Origin of the sequence: Paraburkholderia bryophila (genome assembly GCF_003269035.1) — a bacterium.
Classification (GTDB): domain Bacteria; phylum Pseudomonadota; class Gammaproteobacteria; order Burkholderiales; family Burkholderiaceae; genus Paraburkholderia; species Paraburkholderia bryophila.
The window spans coordinates 24920-42738 of the sequence record NZ_QLTK01000006.1 but is presented as its reverse complement, the minus strand read 5'-3'; the positions used below and the strand labels follow the sequence as shown (position 1 = coordinate 42738).

Here is a 17819-nt window from a genome sequence, read left to right as displayed (position 1 = left end):
GCGGTGAGCGGAACGTGAAAACGGCTCGCTGGATTACTCCAGCGAGCCGTTCCGTTTTGCATACCACGCCAGGCTACAGCAATCGATACGCCAATCGCGCGGCCACCCTCGCCGTGCGCTTGTCCTGATCGAGCGACGGGTTGTACTCCGCGATATCCGCCGCGCGCAGCTTGCCGGACGCGCGTACGCGCTGCACCATCGCTTCGAGCACCGACAACGGCACACCCAACGCAGCAGGTGCCGACACGCCCGGCGCAGTGGCCGCCGGCAGCACATCGAGGTCGATGGTCAGATAGACGTCGTCCGCCGCGTCGAGCAGGGTTTGAAGATCGTGCAAGCGCTGCGGCAGATGCACGTCCTGCATATCGACATCGAGCACGTAGCGCACGCCGAGCTGCGCCGCATGCGCGAACAGCGATGCGGTGTTGCCCAGATCGCTGATGCCGAAGCAGACGTAGTTAAACGGCACGCCGCGCTCGGCGCAATCGTCGGCAATCTGGTCGAACGGCGTGCCCGAATTCGCCGGACGCTTCTGGCGCAGATCGAAATGCGCGTCGAAGTTGACGATCAGCAGCTTGCGCGACGCATGAGACGTGGCGCCTTCGACCGCTTCACGCTCCTGATGCAAGCGCAATCCGCTATACGTGCCCCACGCCACTTCATGTCCGCCGCCGAACACCAGCGGCCGGCCACCACTCGCCAGCACATCCCTCACCACCTGGGCCAATTCAAGCTGCGCGCCTTCCAGGTCACCGTCGTCGCACACCACGTCACCCGCATCGGCAAGCGACACCAGCGCCAACTTCGCCGGCAAACCCGCCAGCGCGCGCCGCAATTCCTTCGGCGCGTGCGCCGCGCCCGTGCGGCCCTGATTGCGACGCACGCCTTCGTCGGAACCGAAACCGACGATCACCGGCATGTCGTAGCAAATTTCGCGATCAACCTGCCGGGCGTCGCCGAACGGCACCACCTGGTTGAAAACGCGCCGCGTGTCGCCGGGCTCGCCGTCGTCGGAACGGCCGGCCCACACCTTGTCGTCGAATGGAACTCTCATGCGCGCGACAACACCGCCTGCAGGAAAGCCCGTGTGCGCGGTTGCGAAGGCGCCGAGAAGATCTCCGCGGGCGGTCCCGCTTCGACGATCACGCCGCCGTCCATCACCACCACCACGTCGGCCACTTCCTTGGCGAAACCCATTTCATGCGTGACGACCACCATCGTCATGCCTTCGCTCGCGAGCAGCTTCATCACTTGCAGCACTTCGCCGACCAGTTCCGGATCGAGCGCCGAGGTCGGCTCGTCGAACAGCATCACGCGTGGCTGCATGGCCAGCGCACGCGCAATCGCCACCCGTTGCTTCTGACCGCCCGACAGACTCGCCGGCATCACGTTCGCCTTGTGCGCGAGCCCGACTTTCTCCAGCAACGCGAGGGCGGCCGCTTCGGCCTCGGCCTTGCTCGCGCCACGCAACATGCGCGGACCCACGGTGATGTTGTGCAACACCGACAGATGCGGGAACAGATTAAACGACTGAAACACCATGCCGACTTCCGTGCGCAGCGCGTTCAGCGAGCGCTCCTTGAGCATCTCGCCCTGTTCGACCAGCCGATGCCCGCAAATATCGATCGTGCCGCCTTCGGCCTGTTCGAGCCCATTGCAGCAGCGCAAGAATGTGCTCTTGCCCGAACCGCTCGGCCCGATCACCACGACGACCTGCTGCGGCTGGATATCGAAGTCGATGCCGTTGAGCACCGTATGCGAGCCGAACGATTTGGTCAGCCCACGAATGCTGACGATAGGACCCGTATCCTGAGCCACGGTATTCACGGTATTCACGGTATTCATTGCACCATCCCTCCTGCGCGCAGATGACGCTCGACGCGATGCAACGCGTAGTTGGTCGCCTGTGTCAACACCAGATAAACCAGCGCGATCGCCATATACACCTCGAGCGAGCGGTACGACACGCTGATGATCTTCTGGCCTTCATGCATCAGATCGTCGATCGTCAACAGCGACACCAACGCCGAATTCTTGATCAGCGCGATGAACTCGTTGCCGAGCGGCGGAATCATCCGCACGATCGCCTGCGGCAGAATGATCGCGCGCATGGCCTGTCCCGACGACATGCCGATCGAGCGCGCGGCTTCCATCTGCCCGCGATCCACCGACTGAATCGCGCCACGCACGATCTCCGACACATACGCCGCCGAATACAAGCCGAGCCCGAGCATGCCGCACACAAACGCCGGCAGCAGAATGCCGAATTGCGGCAAGCCGAAGAACAGCAGAAACAGTTGCACAAGCAACGGCGTGCCACGGAAGAACGTCAGATACGCGGTGCAAAAACCGTACACCACGCGCCGCTGCGGCGTGAGCCGGCCGATACCGATCAGCAGGCCCAGCACGCAGCTCAGCGCGAGCGAGGCGGCGGTGACTTCCACCGTCACCAGCGCGCCATGCATGATGTCCGGCCAGCCGGCAATCACCGGCGAAAAATCGAGTGCCATGTTATTTACTCAACCGTTTATTGCGCGCTCGCGCCGAACCACTTCTTGACGATCGCCGCATAGGTGCCATCGGCCTTGATCTTCGCGAGCGCGGTGTTGAACGCGGTCTTCAGTTCCGGCTCGTCCTTGCGCACGGCAATGCCGTAGGCTTCAGTGGTCAGTTGCTTGTCGAGCACGCGGAAACCGCCGCGCGTCTTCGCGAACTGGTACGCGGCCGGCTTGCCGGTCACGGCGGCGTCGGCGCGGCCAATACCCACGAGGTCGAACATTTCCTGATTTTTTTCGACTTCGACGCGATTAATCTGCGGGTAGTTGTCGCGCAGGAAGTTCACCGACTTCGTGCCCACCTGCACCGACACCTTCTTGCCGTTCAGATCGGCCACGGACTTGACCGGCGAATCGCTTTTCACCAGCGCGACGAGGCCGCCCGCGTAGTACGAATCGGTGAAGTCGACCACTTTCGCGCGTTCGTCGGTGATATAGATGCCGGAAATCGCCGCGTCGAAGCGATGCGCGATCAGGCCGGGAATCAGCCCTTTAAAGTCGATGTCGGTCCACTGCACACGCTTGCCCATGGCCTTGGCAAGTGCGTTCATGACGTCGACGTCGAAGCCGGTGCGCGCGCCGTTTTCGGTGAATTCCATCGGCGGGAAGGTGGCGTCGGTAGCGACGTTCAGCACGTCGGCCGTTTGTGCCGACGCGGCGCCGGAAAAGCCCGCAAAAGTCACGGCAACCGTGACACAGGCGAGGGACAGCAGTCGTTGCAGTTTCATGGGGTAGGCTCCTTGTGGTCCATCAAGTTCTTCAGTTCGTTCGGAATCCGGATCGACTTACAACCTCGAATAGCGTGAGGCGATCAATCGGTTTGCATGTGCTCGGAAATGGCGCGGGCCGTACGTAGCGTCCCGTCGATGAATTGGCTTTCGCGACCCGTGGCGCGCGTGGACGGCGCCATCAAGGTGATCGACGCGCTGCTACCGACGCCGCGTCCGCTGCGATGAAAGATCGGGGCGCTCACGCCCCACACGCCGGGGTCGACTTCGCTGTCGCTGACCGAGTAGCCCTGGGCGCGAATCTGTTCGAGTTCGGCTTCGATCGCGGCGCGGCCGGCGGGGTCGTTGTCGAACGCGCTATCGAGTATTTCGTTGCGCGCTTTGTCGGCCATGAAGGCCAGCAGCGATTTCGCCGACGCGCCCGCTTTAAGCGGCACGGCGCGGCCTTTTTCGAACGAGCAGCGCAGCGAATGCTGACTGTCGACCATTTCGAGGCACATTACCTGGTGTTTGACGGCGACCACCAGCCCGATGCTTTCCTGCGACGCGCGCGCCAGTTGCTGCATCTCGCTACGACTCGCTTCCACGAGCAGCGAATTCACATCGAAGCCGAGCGCGAGTTGCAGGCTGATCGGGCCGGGCGCGTAATGCCCCGCGTTTTCGGCGACGAAACCCCAGCGCTTGAGCAGCGCGATCTGCCGGTACAAGGTGCTTTGCGCAAGGCCGGTCACGGCCAGCAAATCTTTAACCGACATGGCTTTGCCGTGACTGGCGAGCGCCGCCAGCACCAGCAAAACCCGTTCTGCACCTGTCACATTTTGTTCCGCGTTCACGTCGACACCACCCGCAATCAATCACGGAATCAGAATGCCAGAACGTTCTCGGTTTTCAAAAATAGGATTCCCATTGAATGGGAATAAGAGGCAAGGGATTTCCCCAAGTGGGCGAAATTGAGCGTGCCGCGGCGAAACGCGCGGCACGTAGAGACGAATCGTCTGACAGAAAACAGCTTAGATACAGGGGTAAAGCGGGAAATGGTGATGAAGCGGTGAAGCGAACGCCCTACAGCGCAAGCACTGTCACCCCCACTTCCACACGATGCGCGCCGCCGCCGAGAATCATGCCGCGCAGCAACGACACGTCGCTGTAATCGCGGCCGATGGCGAGCGTCACGTGATCCATATCGGCCAGCACGTCGTTGGTCGGATCGAGGTCGATCCAGCCGCTGCCGGGACAATTCACCGACACCCACGCATGCGACGCATCCGCGCCGATCAAACGCGGCTGCCCGGGCGGCGGGTCGTTGCGCAGATAGCCGCTCACGTAACGCGCCGGCAGACCCAGCGAACGCAAACAGCCGATCATCACCTGCGCGAAGTCCTGACACACGCCGCTCTTCAATTCGAACGCGCGTTCGGCGGGCGTATCGAACATCGTCGCCGAGGGCTTGTACTCGAAGTCTTCGTGAATGCGGTGCATCAGGTCGATCGCGCCTTCGGCGATCGGCATGCCGGGCGGAAAACTCGGCAAGGCATACGCGCGCAGCGACGGCCGCGGCACGATATTCGGCGACGCGAAACAGAACTCCACCTCGGGCCGGAACTGGCCGCCCACACGAAACCGCAGCGCCTGCGCCACCTCGTCCCAGGCGGGCGTGGTGTCCGGGTCGAGGTCGGTCCAGCGCGGCGTCAGCGCCACCGTGGTTTCGCTGACGAGTTGCAGGCGTTCGTGCGGAGCGTCGAGCGCGAAATACAGCACGTCGTTGCCGAATGCGTCGAGACGGCTGTTCAGATACGACGGTTCCGGTTCGATCTTTTCGCTGTGCGACACCACGCGCTGCCACGAGCACGCGATCGGCCGGATCGTCGCGAGATGCTGGGCGGTCTCCACGTACGTGGAATAGTGATACGTGGTGCGATGCGAAACGGACAGCACGGTCGGCGCGTTCTTCATGACCACACCTGCGAGGCGACGGTGCTCGCGTGACTGAAGTAACGCGCGCTGATTTCGTGGGCGGCGGCGCCGACAAAGCTGCCGATCTGATCGCACACCGCCATGAGGTCGCTATGCACGCCGTTTTCGTCGACGGTACACAGCGCTTCGAGCGACGGCAACGACACGGCGGGCGGCATCAATTCCGCGAACGGACGATGCCGCACGCTGCCCGCCGCGACGGCGATCTCGTCGAGCTTTTTACGCAGACGCGCGTAGACGCCGTAGATGCCACGCGGATTGGTCGGCTCGCTGACCAGCAGGTCGAGCAGCGCCGGCACTTCGAAACGGCCGGGATAGAGCGAGCGATACGTCAGCGTGCTGTCGAATAACTGCAGCAGCAGATCGAAGCCGGCGGGCGTGGCAAGCTGACCTTTATCGGCGACCACGCGCAGGAACGAGGTCATTGCCGAGACACGCTCGATATGCCGGCCGACGAACAGCAAACGCCAGGCTTCGTCGCGCGTCATGCGGTCACCTTGCGCGCCGCTGATCGCCGACAATTGCACCGACAGACGTTCGAGCGCGGTCATCAACGTGACGCGGTCGTAGCGGTCGAGACGTTCGTTGCGCTCGCTACGGCCATAGGCGCCATTCGCACCATTACCACCATTTGCGCTGCCATTTGCGCTGCCATTCGAATTGCCATTGCCACCGCCCGTCCCCGGCATCAACGTCTGCAACGCATCGCGGAAATCATTACGCGCGGCGAGAATCGTGCGCCAGTGATCGTTCGACAGCCGCCCCCGCACTTCGCCATTCGAGCGCGCCTGGCGCGCCAGATTCTGGCCGATGCTCGCCACCCCGGTGCTCTCGCTCAGATTCGCGACCAGCGCGCGTTCGAACGCTTGCGGCGAATGCGGCAAAGCCATGTCGCCGGCCTGCACCAGCCCACAGTGCAGCGCGAGTTCGACCAGCGTCGGAAACATCGCGTCGGCGTCGTTGCCTTCCAGCGAGCCGAGAATCAGCCGCAACAGCCGCACGTTGTTTTCCACGCGCTCGCCATAGCGTCCGGCCCAGAACAGGTTTTCCGCCGCGCGGCTCGACACGGTGCGATGCTTGCGCGCGAGGTCGGCGGGTTGCATCGGCGAAGGCAACAGCGTGAACGTCGAGGTCGGCTGACTCGACAAGACCCATGTATCGACGCTGCTGCCGCCGTACTGCATCGACACCGTCGTCTGGCGTTCGGCGGCCATGCGCGTGAAGCCGCCCGGCATCACATGCCAGCCGCCGTTGACGTCGGCGATCGCATAGACGCGCAATACCGACGGACGGCGGCCGATCGTGCCGTCCTCGTAACGCGGCGTGCTGGAAAACCGCTGCGCCTGCTGGATCGTATAAGTGTCGGGCATCGCTTCGATGCGCGCGCGCCACGAGGACAGTTTCTGCCTGCCCTGCTCGATGCCCGGCGGCGCATCGCGCGCGCCGACCGGCCACGTCGGCACGATGAACGCCTCGTCGAGCCGCGCGAAAGCGTGCTCGCGCGCCGCCTTTTCGCCGCACCACCAGGTCGGCACGCTCGGCAGCAGGAGGTCTTCGTCGAGCAGCACTTCGGCGATGCCCGGCAGAAAACCGTGCAACGCCGGCGACTCGACGACGCCCGAGCCCGGCACGTTCGAGACGATCACCTTGCCCGCGCGCATGACCTGCAACAGACCGGGGACACCGATGCTCGAATCGGCGCGCAGTTCGACCGGATCGCAGAAGGCGTCGTCGAGACGGCGCAGCACCACATGCACCCGTTCGAGACCGCCGAGGGTTTTCAGATACAGCTTGTCGTCGCGCACGGTCAGGTCTTTACCTTCGACCAGCGTGACGCCGAGATAGCGCGCCAGAAATACGTGCTCGAAATACGTCTCGCTGAACGGTCCCGGCGTGAGCAGCGCGATATGTGCCGAGGTTTCGGCGCCCTCGCTGTCGTGCAGCATGGTCGCCTGCGCGGCCTGCACGAGCGTTGCCATGAGCTGCGAATAGGTCGGCGCGAGGCGGCTCACCCGCATCGCGCGGAACGGGTCGGCGAACAGCGTGGACACGATCAGCCGGTTTTCGAGCGCATAGCCGAGCCCGGACGGCGCCTCGGTGCGATGCGCCATCACGGTCCAGTCGCCGCCGGGCGTGCGCGCCAGATCGACCGCCACCACCTGCAGATACTGGCCGCCAGGCGGCGTATAGCCCTTCACCGAACGCAGATAACCCGGATGCCCGAACACCAGCGCGGGTGGCAATTGGCCACGCTCCAGCAAGGTCTGCGGCCCATAAATATCCGCGACGATCGCATTGAGCAGATGCGCGCGCTGCGTCACGCCCCGCTCGATATGCGCCCACTCTTCCTCGCTGATCAGGAACGGCAGCAGGTCGAGCGCCCAGGGTCGAGGTTCGCCGTTATCCGCGTAGACGTTGTAGCTGATGTCGTTGTCGCGGATCTGCTGCGCGATCGACGCGCGATGATCGTCCAGCCGCGCGATGCCGTCTTCGCCGAGCCGTTCGAAGAACTGCCGCCACGGTTCGCGCAGGGCGCCCGAGGCGTCGCGTAACTCGTCCCAATGTCCCTCGTAAGCCGGCAGCAAGCGCAACAAGGACGAAGCGTCCGCGCGCGCCGCGGACGTCTCGAAGGGAAAAGTCGATTGAAAGGCCAAGGTCGTGTCGTTTTTAAGAGTGCTTCATTGTTACCAGTAGCGCAGGTCCAGCGTGAACGGAAACTCCAGGCTGCGCTGCGGCAAGTCGACCGTGAGCGGCCCCGGTGTATGGCCCGACGCGAGATAACGCGCGCGCCGCCGGCTTTCCGCCTCGTAAGCATTGACCGGGAAGGTCTCGTAATTGCGCCCGCCCGGATGAGCGACATGATACTGGCAACCGCCCACCGAACGGCCGGTCCATGTGTCGACCAGATCGAAAGTGAGCGGCGCGTCCACGCCGATGGTGGGATGCAGCGCCGACGGTTGCGACCACGCGCGAAAGCGCACGCCCGCTACATACTCGCTGACGCGACCGGTCGGCTGCAGCGGCACCGGCACGCCGTTGACGGTCAGCACATGACGGTTGTCGTTGAGCCCCAACGCGCGCACTTCGAGCCGCTCCACCGACGAATCCACATAGCGCACCGTGCCTCCCGGCGAGCCCTCCTCGCCCATCACGTGCCACGGTTCGAGCGCGTTGCGCAGCGTCAGCGAAACGCCGTTCACCGTGGTCGCGCCGACCAGCGGGAAGCGGAATTCGAAGTGCGGCGCGAACCAGCTGCTGTCGAACGCGAAGCCCGCCTGGTTCAGTTCGCCGATCACGTCGTCGAAATCCATCTTCGCGAAGGTGCCGAGCAGGAAACGGTCGTGCAGTTCCGTGCCCCAGCGCGTGAGCCGCTGGGTATAAGGCGTATGCCAGAAACGCGCCACCAGCGCGCGCAGCAACAACTGCTGCACGAGACTCATGCGCGCGTGCGGCGGCATTTCGAAGCCGCGCAATTCGAGCAGGCCGAGGCGGCCGGTCGGGCCATCCGGCGAATACAGCTTGTCGATGCAGAACTCGGCTCGGTGCGTGTTACCGGTCACGTCGATCAGGATATTGCGCAGCGAGCGGTCGATCATCCACGCCGGCAGATTGGCGCTCTCGCGCCCGCCGAGCAGATCGATCTGCCGCTGCAATTCGCGGAACGCGACTTCGAGTTCATAGACCTGATCGTTGCGCGCTTCGTCGATGCGCGGCGCCTGGCTGGTCGGTCCGATGAACAAGCCGGAAAACAGATACGACAGCGACGGATGGTTGTGCCAGTAGGCAATCAGACTCGCGAGCAGATCGGGACGCCGCAGGAATGGACTGTCGGCGGGCGTCGCGCCGCCGAGCACGAAGTGATTGCCGCCGCCGGTGCCGGTGTGGCGGCCGTCGGTCATGAACTTCTCGCTGCTGAGATAGCTCTCGGCGGCGGACTGATACAGATACTCGGTGTGGTCGACCAGTTGCTCCCAGTTCGACGCCGGATGAATGTTCACCTCGATCACGCCGGGGTCGGGCGTGACCTGCAGAATCTTCAGACGCGCGTCGCGCGGCGGCGGATAGCCCTCGAGCACCACCTTCATTTGCAGCTCGGCGGCGGTCGCTTCGATCGCCGCCAGCAGGTCGAGATAATCGTCGAGCTCGGTGAGCGGCGGCATGAACACATGCAGCAAGGTGCGGCCGCTGCCGAACGCCTCGGTCTCGGCTTTCGGACCGGCAGCCCGTTTCGGGTCGCGCGCTTCGACGCAAATCGCCGTGCGCAACGTTTCCTTCGAGGACACCCCGCGCGCCGGCGGCTGTGCGCCGCCGGTCTGCGGCGCGAACGCCAGCACACCGCTGCCCGCCATGCCGCTCAGCAAATCCGCTGCCGACGACGACAACGCCGCCGCCCGCCGCGCTTCTGCCTGACTCAAGGTGCGCTGCTCGCCGTCGTATTGCATTCGCAACTGCGCGGCCGAACGCAACGGCACCGGCGGCGCGAACGGATCGTGCGCGTGCTGGTACGGGTAGTCGGTCTTCGACACCCACGGCAAGGCGTCGAGCGGCAGGCGGTAACCCATCGGCGAATCGCCGGGAATCAGGAACATGCGCTCGTCGCGGAAGAACCAGCGGCCGCTGACCCACTTGGGCGCTTGGTGCGGCACGTCGCGTTCGCGGCCAATGGGCAACACGAAGCCGGTCGCGCCGCCCAGCCCCGCGTCGAACACGCGGCGCAGGCGCACGCGTTCGAGTTCGTCGTCGAGGCGCGCATCGAGTGGATCGACGTTGACCGGCAGACGGCGTTCGCGCCACAGGTAGTACCAGACGTCTTCGAAGCCGGGCTGGATGCAATCCGTGTCGAGGTCCAGTTTGGCGGCAAGATGCGCGAGGAAGCGTTGCGCGTCGGCGGCGGTGTAGTTGCCGGGCTCGCGTTCGTCGCCGAATAACGACGGGTCCTGCCAGCACGGCTCGCCGTCGGCGCGCCAGTAAAGCGACATGGCCCAGCGCGGCAGTTGTTCGCCCGGATACCACTTGCCCTGGCCGATATGCAGGAAACCGTTCGCGCCGTAACGCGCGCGCAGCTTCTCCATCAGCGCGACGGCGTAGCCGCGTTTGGTCGGTCCGAGCGCGTCGGTGTTCCATTCGGCGGCGTCGCGATCGCGCACCGACACGAAGGTCGGCTCGCCGCCCATGGTCAGGCGTACGTCCATGTCGTCCAGTTGACGGTCCACCTGCGCGCCCATGCTCAGCACGTCGGCCCACACCGCTTCGCTGTACGGCTTGGTGACGCGTGGCGTCTCCAGCACCCGCTCGATCGACATGGTGTGCCCGAACTCGACCTCGGACTCGTCGACCGCGCCCGAAATCGGCGCCGCGCTGCCCGGTTCAGGCGTGCAGGCGACCGGAATGTGCCCTTCACCGGCCAGCAGCCCGGAAGTCGGGTCGAGGCCGATCCAGCCCGCGCCCGGCAGGTACACCTCGCACCATGCATGCAGGTCGGTGAAATCGACCTCGGTGCCGCTCGGCCCGTCGATCGATTTGACGTCCGGCGCCAGTTGCAGCAGATAGCCGGACACGAAGCGCGCCGCCAGCCCGAGTTGCCGCAACGTTTCGACCAGCAGCCAGCCCGAATCGCGGCACGAACCCGCGGCGCTCGTGAGCGTCTCCTCGGGCGTCTGCACGCCCGGCTCCATCCGGATCAGATAGCGGATCTCGTGCTGCAGCCGCTGATTCAACGCGACGAGGAAGTCGGCGGTGGCGGCCGGCTTGCGGTCGATACTCGCGACGAACTCGGCGAAGCGCGGCGTCATGGGCCGCTTGACGCGATAGGGCGCGAGTTCCAGCGCGAGGCCGGGGTCGTAGTCGAAGGGGAATTGTTCGGCCGACGGTTCGAGAAAGAAGTCGAACGGGTTGTAGACGGCCATTTCGGCGATCAGATCCACGGTCACCTTGAACTCGCGGGTCTTCTCCGGAAAGACGAGGCGTGCCTGATAGTTGGCGAACGCGTCCTGCTGCCAGTTGATGAAGTGTTCAGCCGGCTCGATCCGCATGGAATAGGCGAGGATCGGGGTACGGCAATGCGGCGCAGGCCTGAGACGCACGACCTGGGGCGACAGCGCAACCAGCCTGTCGTAGCGGTAATGTGTGACATGATGCAACGCGACGCGTATGGACACACCGGACTCCTGGACGAAGGATGGCAGCCCGCCAAAAAGCAAGCTTCATGCCGTTTATCAAACAAACGCGAAAATCCACCTGATCAGCCTGTAACCCCCGGAACACCGCCTGCTGCGAAGTGTGCCGCGTCTAGTGAGCGTCCGGTCGCCCGAATAGCGCGCCTTTTTACCGTCTTCCGCAACGCCGCGCACCAAAGCGGCGCAATGTCGATGCACGATCATGCACGTAATGTGCGTTAAACCAGTGACGTCTGGCAATTGCGGCATAAAGATTGCGGCGAGTCGTCGCTCATATCCGGTCTCCACTCTTCAGGCTCCATCGATGAAAACGTTCCACTGCAATCACTGCTCGCATCTCGTCTTCTATGAAAACGTGCGTTGCGAACGGTGCGAATCGTTGCTCGGCTATGTGCCCGAGGTCGCGGAAATCAGCGCCTTCGAAGACGCCGGCGAAGGACGCTGGCGCAGTCTGCATCCGGACCTGCAAGGCGCGCTGTTCCGCCAGTGCCACAACTACGCGGTCGAAAACGTCTGCAACTGGATGATCCCCGCCGACTCCCCCGACACGCTGTGCCGCGCCTGCCAGCTGACGCGGACCATTCCGAACCTGAGCGCGCCGGACAACCGGCTCTACTGGTACCGGCTGGAAATGGCCAAGCGACGCCTGCTTTACACGCTGGCGGCGCTCGGGCTGGACGTGAAATCGCAGCAGATGGACCCGGAGCATGGTCTGGCGTTCGAATTCCTGGAAGATGGCGGGGATGGCGAGCAGGTCATGACCGGCCACGACAACGGACTGATCACGCTCAACATCGCAGAAGCGGACGACGCGTATCGCGAGAAGGTCCGCACCGCGATGGGCGAGCCGTACCGGACCCTGCTCGGCCACTTCCGCCACGAGACCGGTCACTACTATTTCAGCCAGCTGGTGCAGAACAACCCGCGCTGGCTCGAACCGTTCCGCAAGCTGTTCGGCGACGAGAGCGTCGACTATGGCGAGGCGCTAACGGCCTACTATCGCGACGGTGCGCCGGCCGACTGGCAGGGCTCGCATATCAGCGCGTACGCGACGATGCATCCGTGGGAAGACTGGGCGGAGACGTGGGCGCACTACATGCTGATCGTCGACGTGCTGGATACCTCGACGTCGTACGGTGTCGCGCTGCTGCCCGACGATCCGAGCGAACCGACGCTGACCGACCGCACGCCGGTGGAAGACGCGAGTTTCGAGAATCTGATGAAGCGCTGGTTTCCGCTCACCTACGCGCTGAACAGCCTGAATCGCAGTCTGGGGATGGCGGACGGTTATCCGTTCACGCTTGCGGCGCCGGTGGTGGACAAGCTGCGCTTCGTCCATCGCGTGATCGCGGAGGCGGGCGACAAGTCGCAGCCGAGGGAAGCGGCGGCGCCAGCGGGTGCCGCCCCCGCGCCCGCCGCAACGGGCCAACCCGCCAAGCCCCAGTAGCCGCGCCCACGACGCGGCACAGCGCACGCATCAGTGCACGCATCAGCGCACCGACAAAAAAGCCCGCTACCGGACTAACCGGTAGCGGGCTTTCTCTCTTCACTCCTTCTCGACTCAATACGCGACGTAAGGCCCCGTGCCGCCGGGCGTCGCCTGTTGCTCGACCGCCGCGTACACGTTGCGGCCATAGAAAAACGGCAGCCCCCAATCGAAAATCGTCGACGTGACGAACGCCGGACCCGCCAGCAGCGGCAGCGCCGAACTGCCGCTATAGGTCTGCGCGATCGCCGTCGCATTGCCGACGCTGAAGTTCACCGCGCTCGTCACGCCGTTCACGCCTTCGATCATCGCGCTCAACTGCTGCGTCGACGCCGGGCAGTAATACGAACTGTTCGGGCTCGCGCACACCGGCATCGCGCTGCTCGCGAAGAACAGGCCGGTCGAGCCGCTGTCCAGAATACTTTGCGAATACGTGTTGCTGCCCTGCACCGTCGTGAAGGTGCCGTTCGACGGACTCACGCCGATCACCTGCGCGCCGGCCAACGTATTGTTGGTCTGCGTGCCGATGCCGAACACCAGTTGCCCCGTCACCGATGCCGCGCCGCCGGAGACCGTCGGCAAGCTCAGCATCGAACCGTTGTTGTCGGTGGCGAAGTAGGGAATCGGGTTGGCCACCTGATACTGCTCGGCCAGCGGAATCGACGTGCACGATGCACCGCTGCACGCGTAGTACGTACCGTCCACGGCCTGCTGCACGCAGTTCGCGCCGCAGTCGTGCTTGAACACGCCGATGCCGAGAATCCCGTTGGCCTGCAGCGTGGCCGGCGTATTGCGCGACGAGCCGAAGTTCGCGCAAGCGGCCGGCAGCGACGCGTAGTTCGGATCGATCACCTGAATCGGCAGCGACGCAGCTTTCTCGCCGGCGATCTGTAGATCGGCGAGCCGCACCGAGCCCCAGGTGTAGCCGTCGAAGAACTGCATGCATTCGGCGACCTGGTGACCCGAGGCGTCCTGCTGCTGCGGCAACGCCACCGAAGCCGGCAATTGCGATGCGAAGATGCGCACGCCCCACGAGCCGGTGTCGACCAGCACGTGGTCGATGGTCTGGCATTGGGTGGTGCCGGGCGTGCAGATCGTGAGGCTGACGAACGGCATGTTCGGCACATTGCTCACGCCCGAGTCGACCGTCACGCGCACCGCGTTCGCGGCCACCGCTGGCGACGAAGGCGCCGACAACGCCGTGGTCGAACTGCTCGACCCCGCCGAGGCGCTGGAACCGCCGCCACCGCCGCCACCGCACGCGGTGACGAGCAGCGCGAGCAGGGCCGCGCCCAATAGGGTGACCACCGTCGAGCAACGCGACGAAAAACGGGCAGAAGAGAACGAAGACAGATAACGCATGATTCGCTCCGTTATTGAATGACGCCGACATCGACGCCCGCGGGCACCGCTTGCGGCAAATACGCATGGCCGGCGAACGCGCGCAGATGGCCGCCGGAGTAGACCACCAGATCGCTGCTGGACACCGCCAGCGGCGTGCCGCGACGGGTCGCGGTCGCGGCGACGTAAGTGTCGAACGACGTGCCGAGCATCGACTTCAGATCCGGCAGCGTGGGACCTTGCCACGCGACGCCGAACACGACGCCGTTGGACGCCACGTATTCGCGCACCTGGGTGCCGGACGGCATCGTGATCAGGTGTACCGAATACGCGCTTTGCGTAGTAGCCGTATGGGCGACGGCATGCAGACGCGCCTGATCGTTGTCGATCGTGCTGACGTTCTGGCCTAGCGTGGCGTGTGCGGCGAACGACAGCGCGCAGCTTGCCCCGAGCATTGCGCGAGCAATGCGGGTAGAGAGCATCGGTTTCAAGAGAATGTCCTTCGAGGTGAAACGCTCATGACGACCTTGGCCGGGTCGGTCATGAACGGGAATCCAGGGGCGCACTCCTGATCGGCGGTGCCGGTTCTGCATTCACACCGGTTGGCTTGCGTGAATGCGTCAACGGAGTGGCGGCGCGAAACTTTAGCGAGCGCGGCATGACGTTGCAATCGTTTGCGAAGCGATTTAAACCGGCGCGCGGCGCGCGGCCGTTTAGGCCTGTTTGATCATAGGGAAGGGGTTCCCACACGGACGGTACTTACGCGTAAGTTTTCGCGTCATGAGCCGTTTAAAGCGAACACGCGCATGAAATAACGGGGACGTAGTAAAAAAACATCCATGCGTGCTGCATCGCGCGCGCGATGTAAGCGTGCGCTGAATAAAGTGCCTGGAAAACGAGATTTCCTCTGACGATAAGCGCTGCTGCAAACGCTTTCGCGTGACGAGGTCGAAGCACGACGAAGGGCGTTGCCGAGCCCCAAAAAAAACCGCAAACGACGCGATGGTCATTTGCGGTATCGGCCGGGATTTGCGATCCCGGTGCCGGTTATTTCTTCTGCTGCTGAAGGAGCGATTTCAACTCCTGCACATTTTCTTCTACGCGTTTTGCGATCACCGCATACGACTCGGCTTGCGTCTGATACGCGGCTTGCGCGAGTTGCTGCATGTCGGCGAGCGACTTGTGCAGGCTTTGCTGGATCAGCTCGGCGGCCTTCGTCGAAGGCGCGGCGCCGCCGCTTGACAACTGCCCCGTCAGCGACTGCATTTCGCTCAACGTGGTGCGCAACATATCTGCCTGTTTCTGCGCGAGCGACTGCATGCCCTGGAAGGCCGTCTGGTTTGCCTGAACGAGCGCTTCCATGTCCTTGCGTCGCGCTTCCATGATGGCGGGTACGTCGAAGCCGGGGAGCTTGAACTGCTCCAGCATTTTGGTGAAATCGCCAAACGGATTGGCGGCGTCAGGTCGGTCCATGCGAAATCCTCCTTAACGGTTTGAGTACGCGCCGGCGGTGCGTCGCCGTGTTGTGTGCCATGACGCATGCACCAGCGGCGTGGCGTGCGCCGCGCGTCCCGCAAAGGCTTGCGGCTTCTGGGGTCGGACGGCACATCGGGTCAATCATGCGCCATCCGGCCATATTGCGCCAGCAGGCAGAGCCCTGGATTACGTGCCGGCGCTTCAGGGCGCCGACCGTTGCCTTCGTTTTGCAAGCAAGGTTCAGTAAGTTACAGCGCGGCTTCGGTAACCCTACTAAACGGCGTGTCGACTATCGTTGCTCATGGGTCCGCGCACGGTTGCGTCGACCCTTGTTCAATGGGAGCGACATCATGAAAAAAAGCCTTATCGGCGCGGCGCTGGCCGCCATCCTGAGTCTGGCCGCGACGGCCGCATTCACGCAGGAAGCGCCGCCTGCATCGATGCACGAACACGACCATGGCGGCGGCCCGCAACACGGCGACGGAGCGCCGCCGCACGGGCCAATGGGACCGCGCGGCGCCGGCTTCGCGGTGATCAACGATCTGGAACAGTTGCGCCGTCTCTACGCGATGAACGGCCACGAAGGCGAGATCGTCGCGGTGTATCACGACGTGTTGAGCAAGACGCAGGACCCGATGCTGCGTCACTACGTGTACGACTCGCTGGCGCGCGAGCAGTTGAAGCCCGCCAATCCCGATCAGGCCATTGCTACCTTGCGCACGAGTCTGTCGGAAGATCTTGCCGCCGCGAGCAAGGCGCCGGCCGGTCCGGAAAGATGACAATGCAACGACTTTTCCGTGACCTCGACGCGGAAGCGTTACCGCCAACGCACAACGCGAAGCTGTTCACCGTGATGCGTTAGCTGCCCCACATTGCCGTGTCACTGCCCACTTTTCATCTTCCGTCAGGTGATTAGGATGAAGGCTCCGAAACGCTAGAGCCTGGTGAAGAATGCGCTACCCGCTCAACATGGCCGTTGCCGCCGCCCTACTCGTCTTCGTTCTTTGCTGCATCGTCAGACTCGCGTTGAACTGACGTCCGAATCATGCGGAAGTCCCTGCGTTTCGCGCCATGACATGGCGCGAAATAATTGTCGAATGGCGTTGCAACAGCACCTCGCCCATACTTCGTTTCGCTGCCGGTGCGTAAGAAACGAACGCATGAGATCAAGGTGTTTAACGTGCGAGTGCGTCTCGCCGGTGATCAACGATCCTACGGTTGCCCGATCGCCGAACGAGACGCCCGAACATAGCGGCACCCGCGTGCCGACGACAGGACGACCATGTTGCTTTCACTGAATTTCCTCAAGAACCAGACCACCCGTCTGGCCTGCATCGCGATGGTGTGCGGCAGCGCGCTGCTGAGTGGTTGCGCAAGCGGCCACATCGACAACGCGAGCGCCGCTACCGCGCAACCGCACGTGCGGCCGGACAACATTTATGTCTACACGTTCGACACCGATTCCGGTCAGGTGAAACTCGACGGCGGCATGCTGCAGAAACTGAAGACGCAGATGGACGGTTCCTCGGCCGCGGAAAAACAGGCTGCGGATGCGCTCGCGGTCCGTGAACAGGTGGCCGACGAAATCGTGCATCAGTTGCAGGCGATGGGCTTGCGTGCGATCCGCTCGGACATTCCCGCGCCCGCCGATCAGAACGTGCTGCTCGTGCAAGGCAGTTTCGACACGATCGACTCGGGCAATCGCCGTCGCCGCATTCTGATCGGCCTCGGCGCGGGCAAGAGCCAGGTGAGCAGTTCGGTGCAGATTCTGTACAAGCCGGCAGGCGGCGAAGCGCGCCTCGTGCAAAGCTTCAATGCCTCGGGCGACAGCGGCAAGGCGCCAGGCATGGTGGCGACCGGCGGTGTAGGCGCGGCGGCCGGTAGCATCGCGACGTCGGCGGCGGTGGGCGGCGGCTTGCACGCGGTGTCGGAAACGAAGAAAACCGGTGTGTCGGCGGATGCGAAACGCCTCGGCGACGCGGTCGCAAAACAGATCGCGCAGATCGGTGTGAGCGGCGGCTGGTTGTCCACGCAACAGGCGAAAGGCTAAGCGGCCTGAAATGACTGACGAAGCGCGGCGCGG

General features: G+C 63.9%; 14 protein-coding genes. 3 read left to right on the top strand and 11 right to left on the bottom strand.

What is annotated here, in order from left to right:
• Nucleotides 1–73: 73 nt before the first annotated feature.
• The 8 genes from hutG to BX591_RS12170 form a co-directional block, all read right to left on the bottom strand.
• Entirely contained in the window at nt 74–1054 is a 981-nt protein-coding gene (hutG, locus tag BX591_RS12205; RefSeq protein ID WP_111931626.1) for a formimidoylglutamase, read from the bottom strand.
• A complete protein-coding gene (locus BX591_RS12200; RefSeq protein WP_111931624.1) occupies nt 1051–1845 on the bottom strand; it encodes an amino acid ABC transporter ATP-binding protein in 795 nt (264 codons plus the stop codon). The genes hutG and BX591_RS12200 overlap by 4 nt, the downstream gene beginning before the upstream one ends.
• A complete protein-coding gene (locus BX591_RS12195; protein ID WP_111931622.1) occupies nt 1842–2510 on the bottom strand; it encodes an amino acid ABC transporter permease in 669 nt (222 codons plus the stop codon). The genes BX591_RS12200 and BX591_RS12195 overlap by 4 nt, the downstream gene beginning before the upstream one ends.
• A 17-nt stretch (nt 2511–2527) precedes the next feature.
• Nucleotides 2528–3283 carry a transporter substrate-binding domain-containing protein gene (locus tag BX591_RS12190; RefSeq protein WP_111931620.1) on the bottom strand — a complete coding sequence of 252 codons (756 nt, stop codon included), beginning with the start codon at nt 3281–3283 and terminating at the stop codon, nt 2528–2530.
• A gap of 83 nt (nt 3284–3366) precedes the next feature.
• A complete protein-coding gene (locus tag BX591_RS12185; protein WP_111931953.1) occupies nt 3367–4116 on the bottom strand; it encodes an IclR family transcriptional regulator in 750 nt (249 codons plus the stop codon).
• A gap of 229 nt (nt 4117–4345) precedes the next feature.
• Nucleotides 4346–5236 (bottom strand): transglutaminase family protein, encoded by an 891-nt coding sequence (locus tag BX591_RS12180; RefSeq protein ID WP_111931618.1) that lies wholly within the window; start codon nt 5234–5236, stop codon nt 4346–4348.
• Nucleotides 5233–7911, bottom strand: a complete 2679-nt coding sequence (locus BX591_RS12175; protein ID WP_111931616.1) for a circularly permuted type 2 ATP-grasp protein — start codon at nt 7909–7911, stop codon at nt 5233–5235. The genes BX591_RS12180 and BX591_RS12175 overlap by 4 nt, the downstream gene beginning before the upstream one ends.
• Nucleotides 7912–7941: 30 nt before the next feature.
• Nucleotides 7942–11415 carry a transglutaminase family protein gene (locus tag BX591_RS12170; protein ID WP_111931614.1) on the bottom strand — a complete coding sequence of 1158 codons (3474 nt, stop codon included), beginning with the start codon at nt 11413–11415 and terminating at the stop codon, nt 7942–7944.
• Between the two features lie 322 nt (nt 11416–11737).
• On the opposite strand from BX591_RS12170, the gene BX591_RS12165 reads away from it, so the two are divergent.
• Nucleotides 11738–12880, top strand: a complete 1143-nt coding sequence (locus BX591_RS12165; protein ID WP_111931612.1) for a zinc-binding metallopeptidase family protein — start codon at nt 11738–11740, stop codon at nt 12878–12880.
• Between the two features lie 114 nt (nt 12881–12994).
• Here the strand turns inward: BX591_RS12165 and BX591_RS12160 are convergent, their stop codons facing one another.
• From BX591_RS12160 to BX591_RS12150, 3 genes are all read right to left on the bottom strand, one after another.
• Nucleotides 12995–14281 (bottom strand): DUF3443 domain-containing protein, encoded by a 1287-nt coding sequence (locus BX591_RS12160; protein WP_111931610.1) that lies wholly within the window; start codon nt 14279–14281, stop codon nt 12995–12997.
• Nucleotides 14282–14292: 11 nt separating this feature from the next.
• Complete coding sequence (locus BX591_RS12155; protein WP_111931952.1) at nt 14293–14742, bottom strand: DUF2844 domain-containing protein; 450 nt, start codon at nt 14740–14742, stop codon at nt 14293–14295.
• A 565-nt stretch (nt 14743–15307) separates the two neighbouring features.
• Nucleotides 15308–15733: a phasin family protein gene (locus BX591_RS12150; RefSeq protein WP_111931608.1), complete on the bottom strand. Its 426-nt coding sequence runs from the start codon at nt 15731–15733 to the stop codon at nt 15308–15310.
• A 353-nt stretch (nt 15734–16086) separates the two neighbouring features.
• Between BX591_RS12150 and BX591_RS12145 the strand changes: the two genes are divergently transcribed.
• Both BX591_RS12145 and BX591_RS12140 read left to right on the top strand, forming a co-directional pair.
• On the top strand, nt 16087–16515 hold the full coding sequence (locus BX591_RS12145; RefSeq protein WP_111931606.1) for a hypothetical protein: 429 nt from the start codon (nt 16087–16089) through the stop codon (nt 16513–16515).
• A 503-nt stretch (nt 16516–17018) separates the two neighbouring features.
• Nucleotides 17019–17786, top strand: coding sequence for a DUF4410 domain-containing protein (locus BX591_RS12140; RefSeq protein ID WP_111931604.1), 768 nt, complete (start codon nt 17019–17021; stop codon nt 17784–17786).
• The last annotated feature ends 33 nt before the right edge of the window (nt 17787–17819 follow it).

Bases quoted from the DNA above. Each gene is read 5' to 3' on its own strand.
- BX591_RS12190 (WP_111931620.1), bottom strand. From the start codon at position 3,283: ATGAAACTGCAACGACTGCTGTCCCTCGCCTGTGTCACGGTTGCCGTG.
- BX591_RS12155 (WP_111931952.1), bottom strand. From the start codon at position 14,742: ATGCTCTCTACCCGCATTGCTCGCGCAATGCTCGGGGCAAGCTGCGCG.
- BX591_RS12140 (WP_111931604.1), top strand. From the start codon at position 17,019: ATGTTGCTTTCACTGAATTTCCTCAAGAACCAGACCACCCGTCTGGCC.
- BX591_RS12145 (WP_111931606.1), top strand. From the start codon at position 16,087: ATGAAAAAAAGCCTTATCGGCGCGGCGCTGGCCGCCATCCTGAGTCTG.
- BX591_RS12180 (WP_111931618.1), bottom strand. From the start codon at position 5,236: ATGAAGAACGCGCCGACCGTGCTGTCCGTTTCGCATCGCACCACGTAT.
- BX591_RS12150 (WP_111931608.1), bottom strand. From the start codon at position 15,733: ATGGACCGACCTGACGCCGCCAATCCGTTTGGCGATTTCACCAAAATG.
- BX591_RS12165 (WP_111931612.1), top strand. From the start codon at position 11,738: ATGAAAACGTTCCACTGCAATCACTGCTCGCATCTCGTCTTCTATGAA.
- BX591_RS12160 (WP_111931610.1), bottom strand. From the start codon at position 14,281: ATGCGTTATCTGTCTTCGTTCTCTTCTGCCCGTTTTTCGTCGCGTTGC.
- BX591_RS12195 (WP_111931622.1), bottom strand. From the start codon at position 2,510: ATGGCACTCGATTTTTCGCCGGTGATTGCCGGCTGGCCGGACATCATG.
- BX591_RS12200 (WP_111931624.1), bottom strand. From the start codon at position 1,845: ATGAATACCGTGAATACCGTGAATACCGTGGCTCAGGATACGGGTCCT.
- hutG (WP_111931626.1), bottom strand. From the start codon at position 1,054: ATGAGAGTTCCATTCGACGACAAGGTGTGGGCCGGCCGTTCCGACGAC.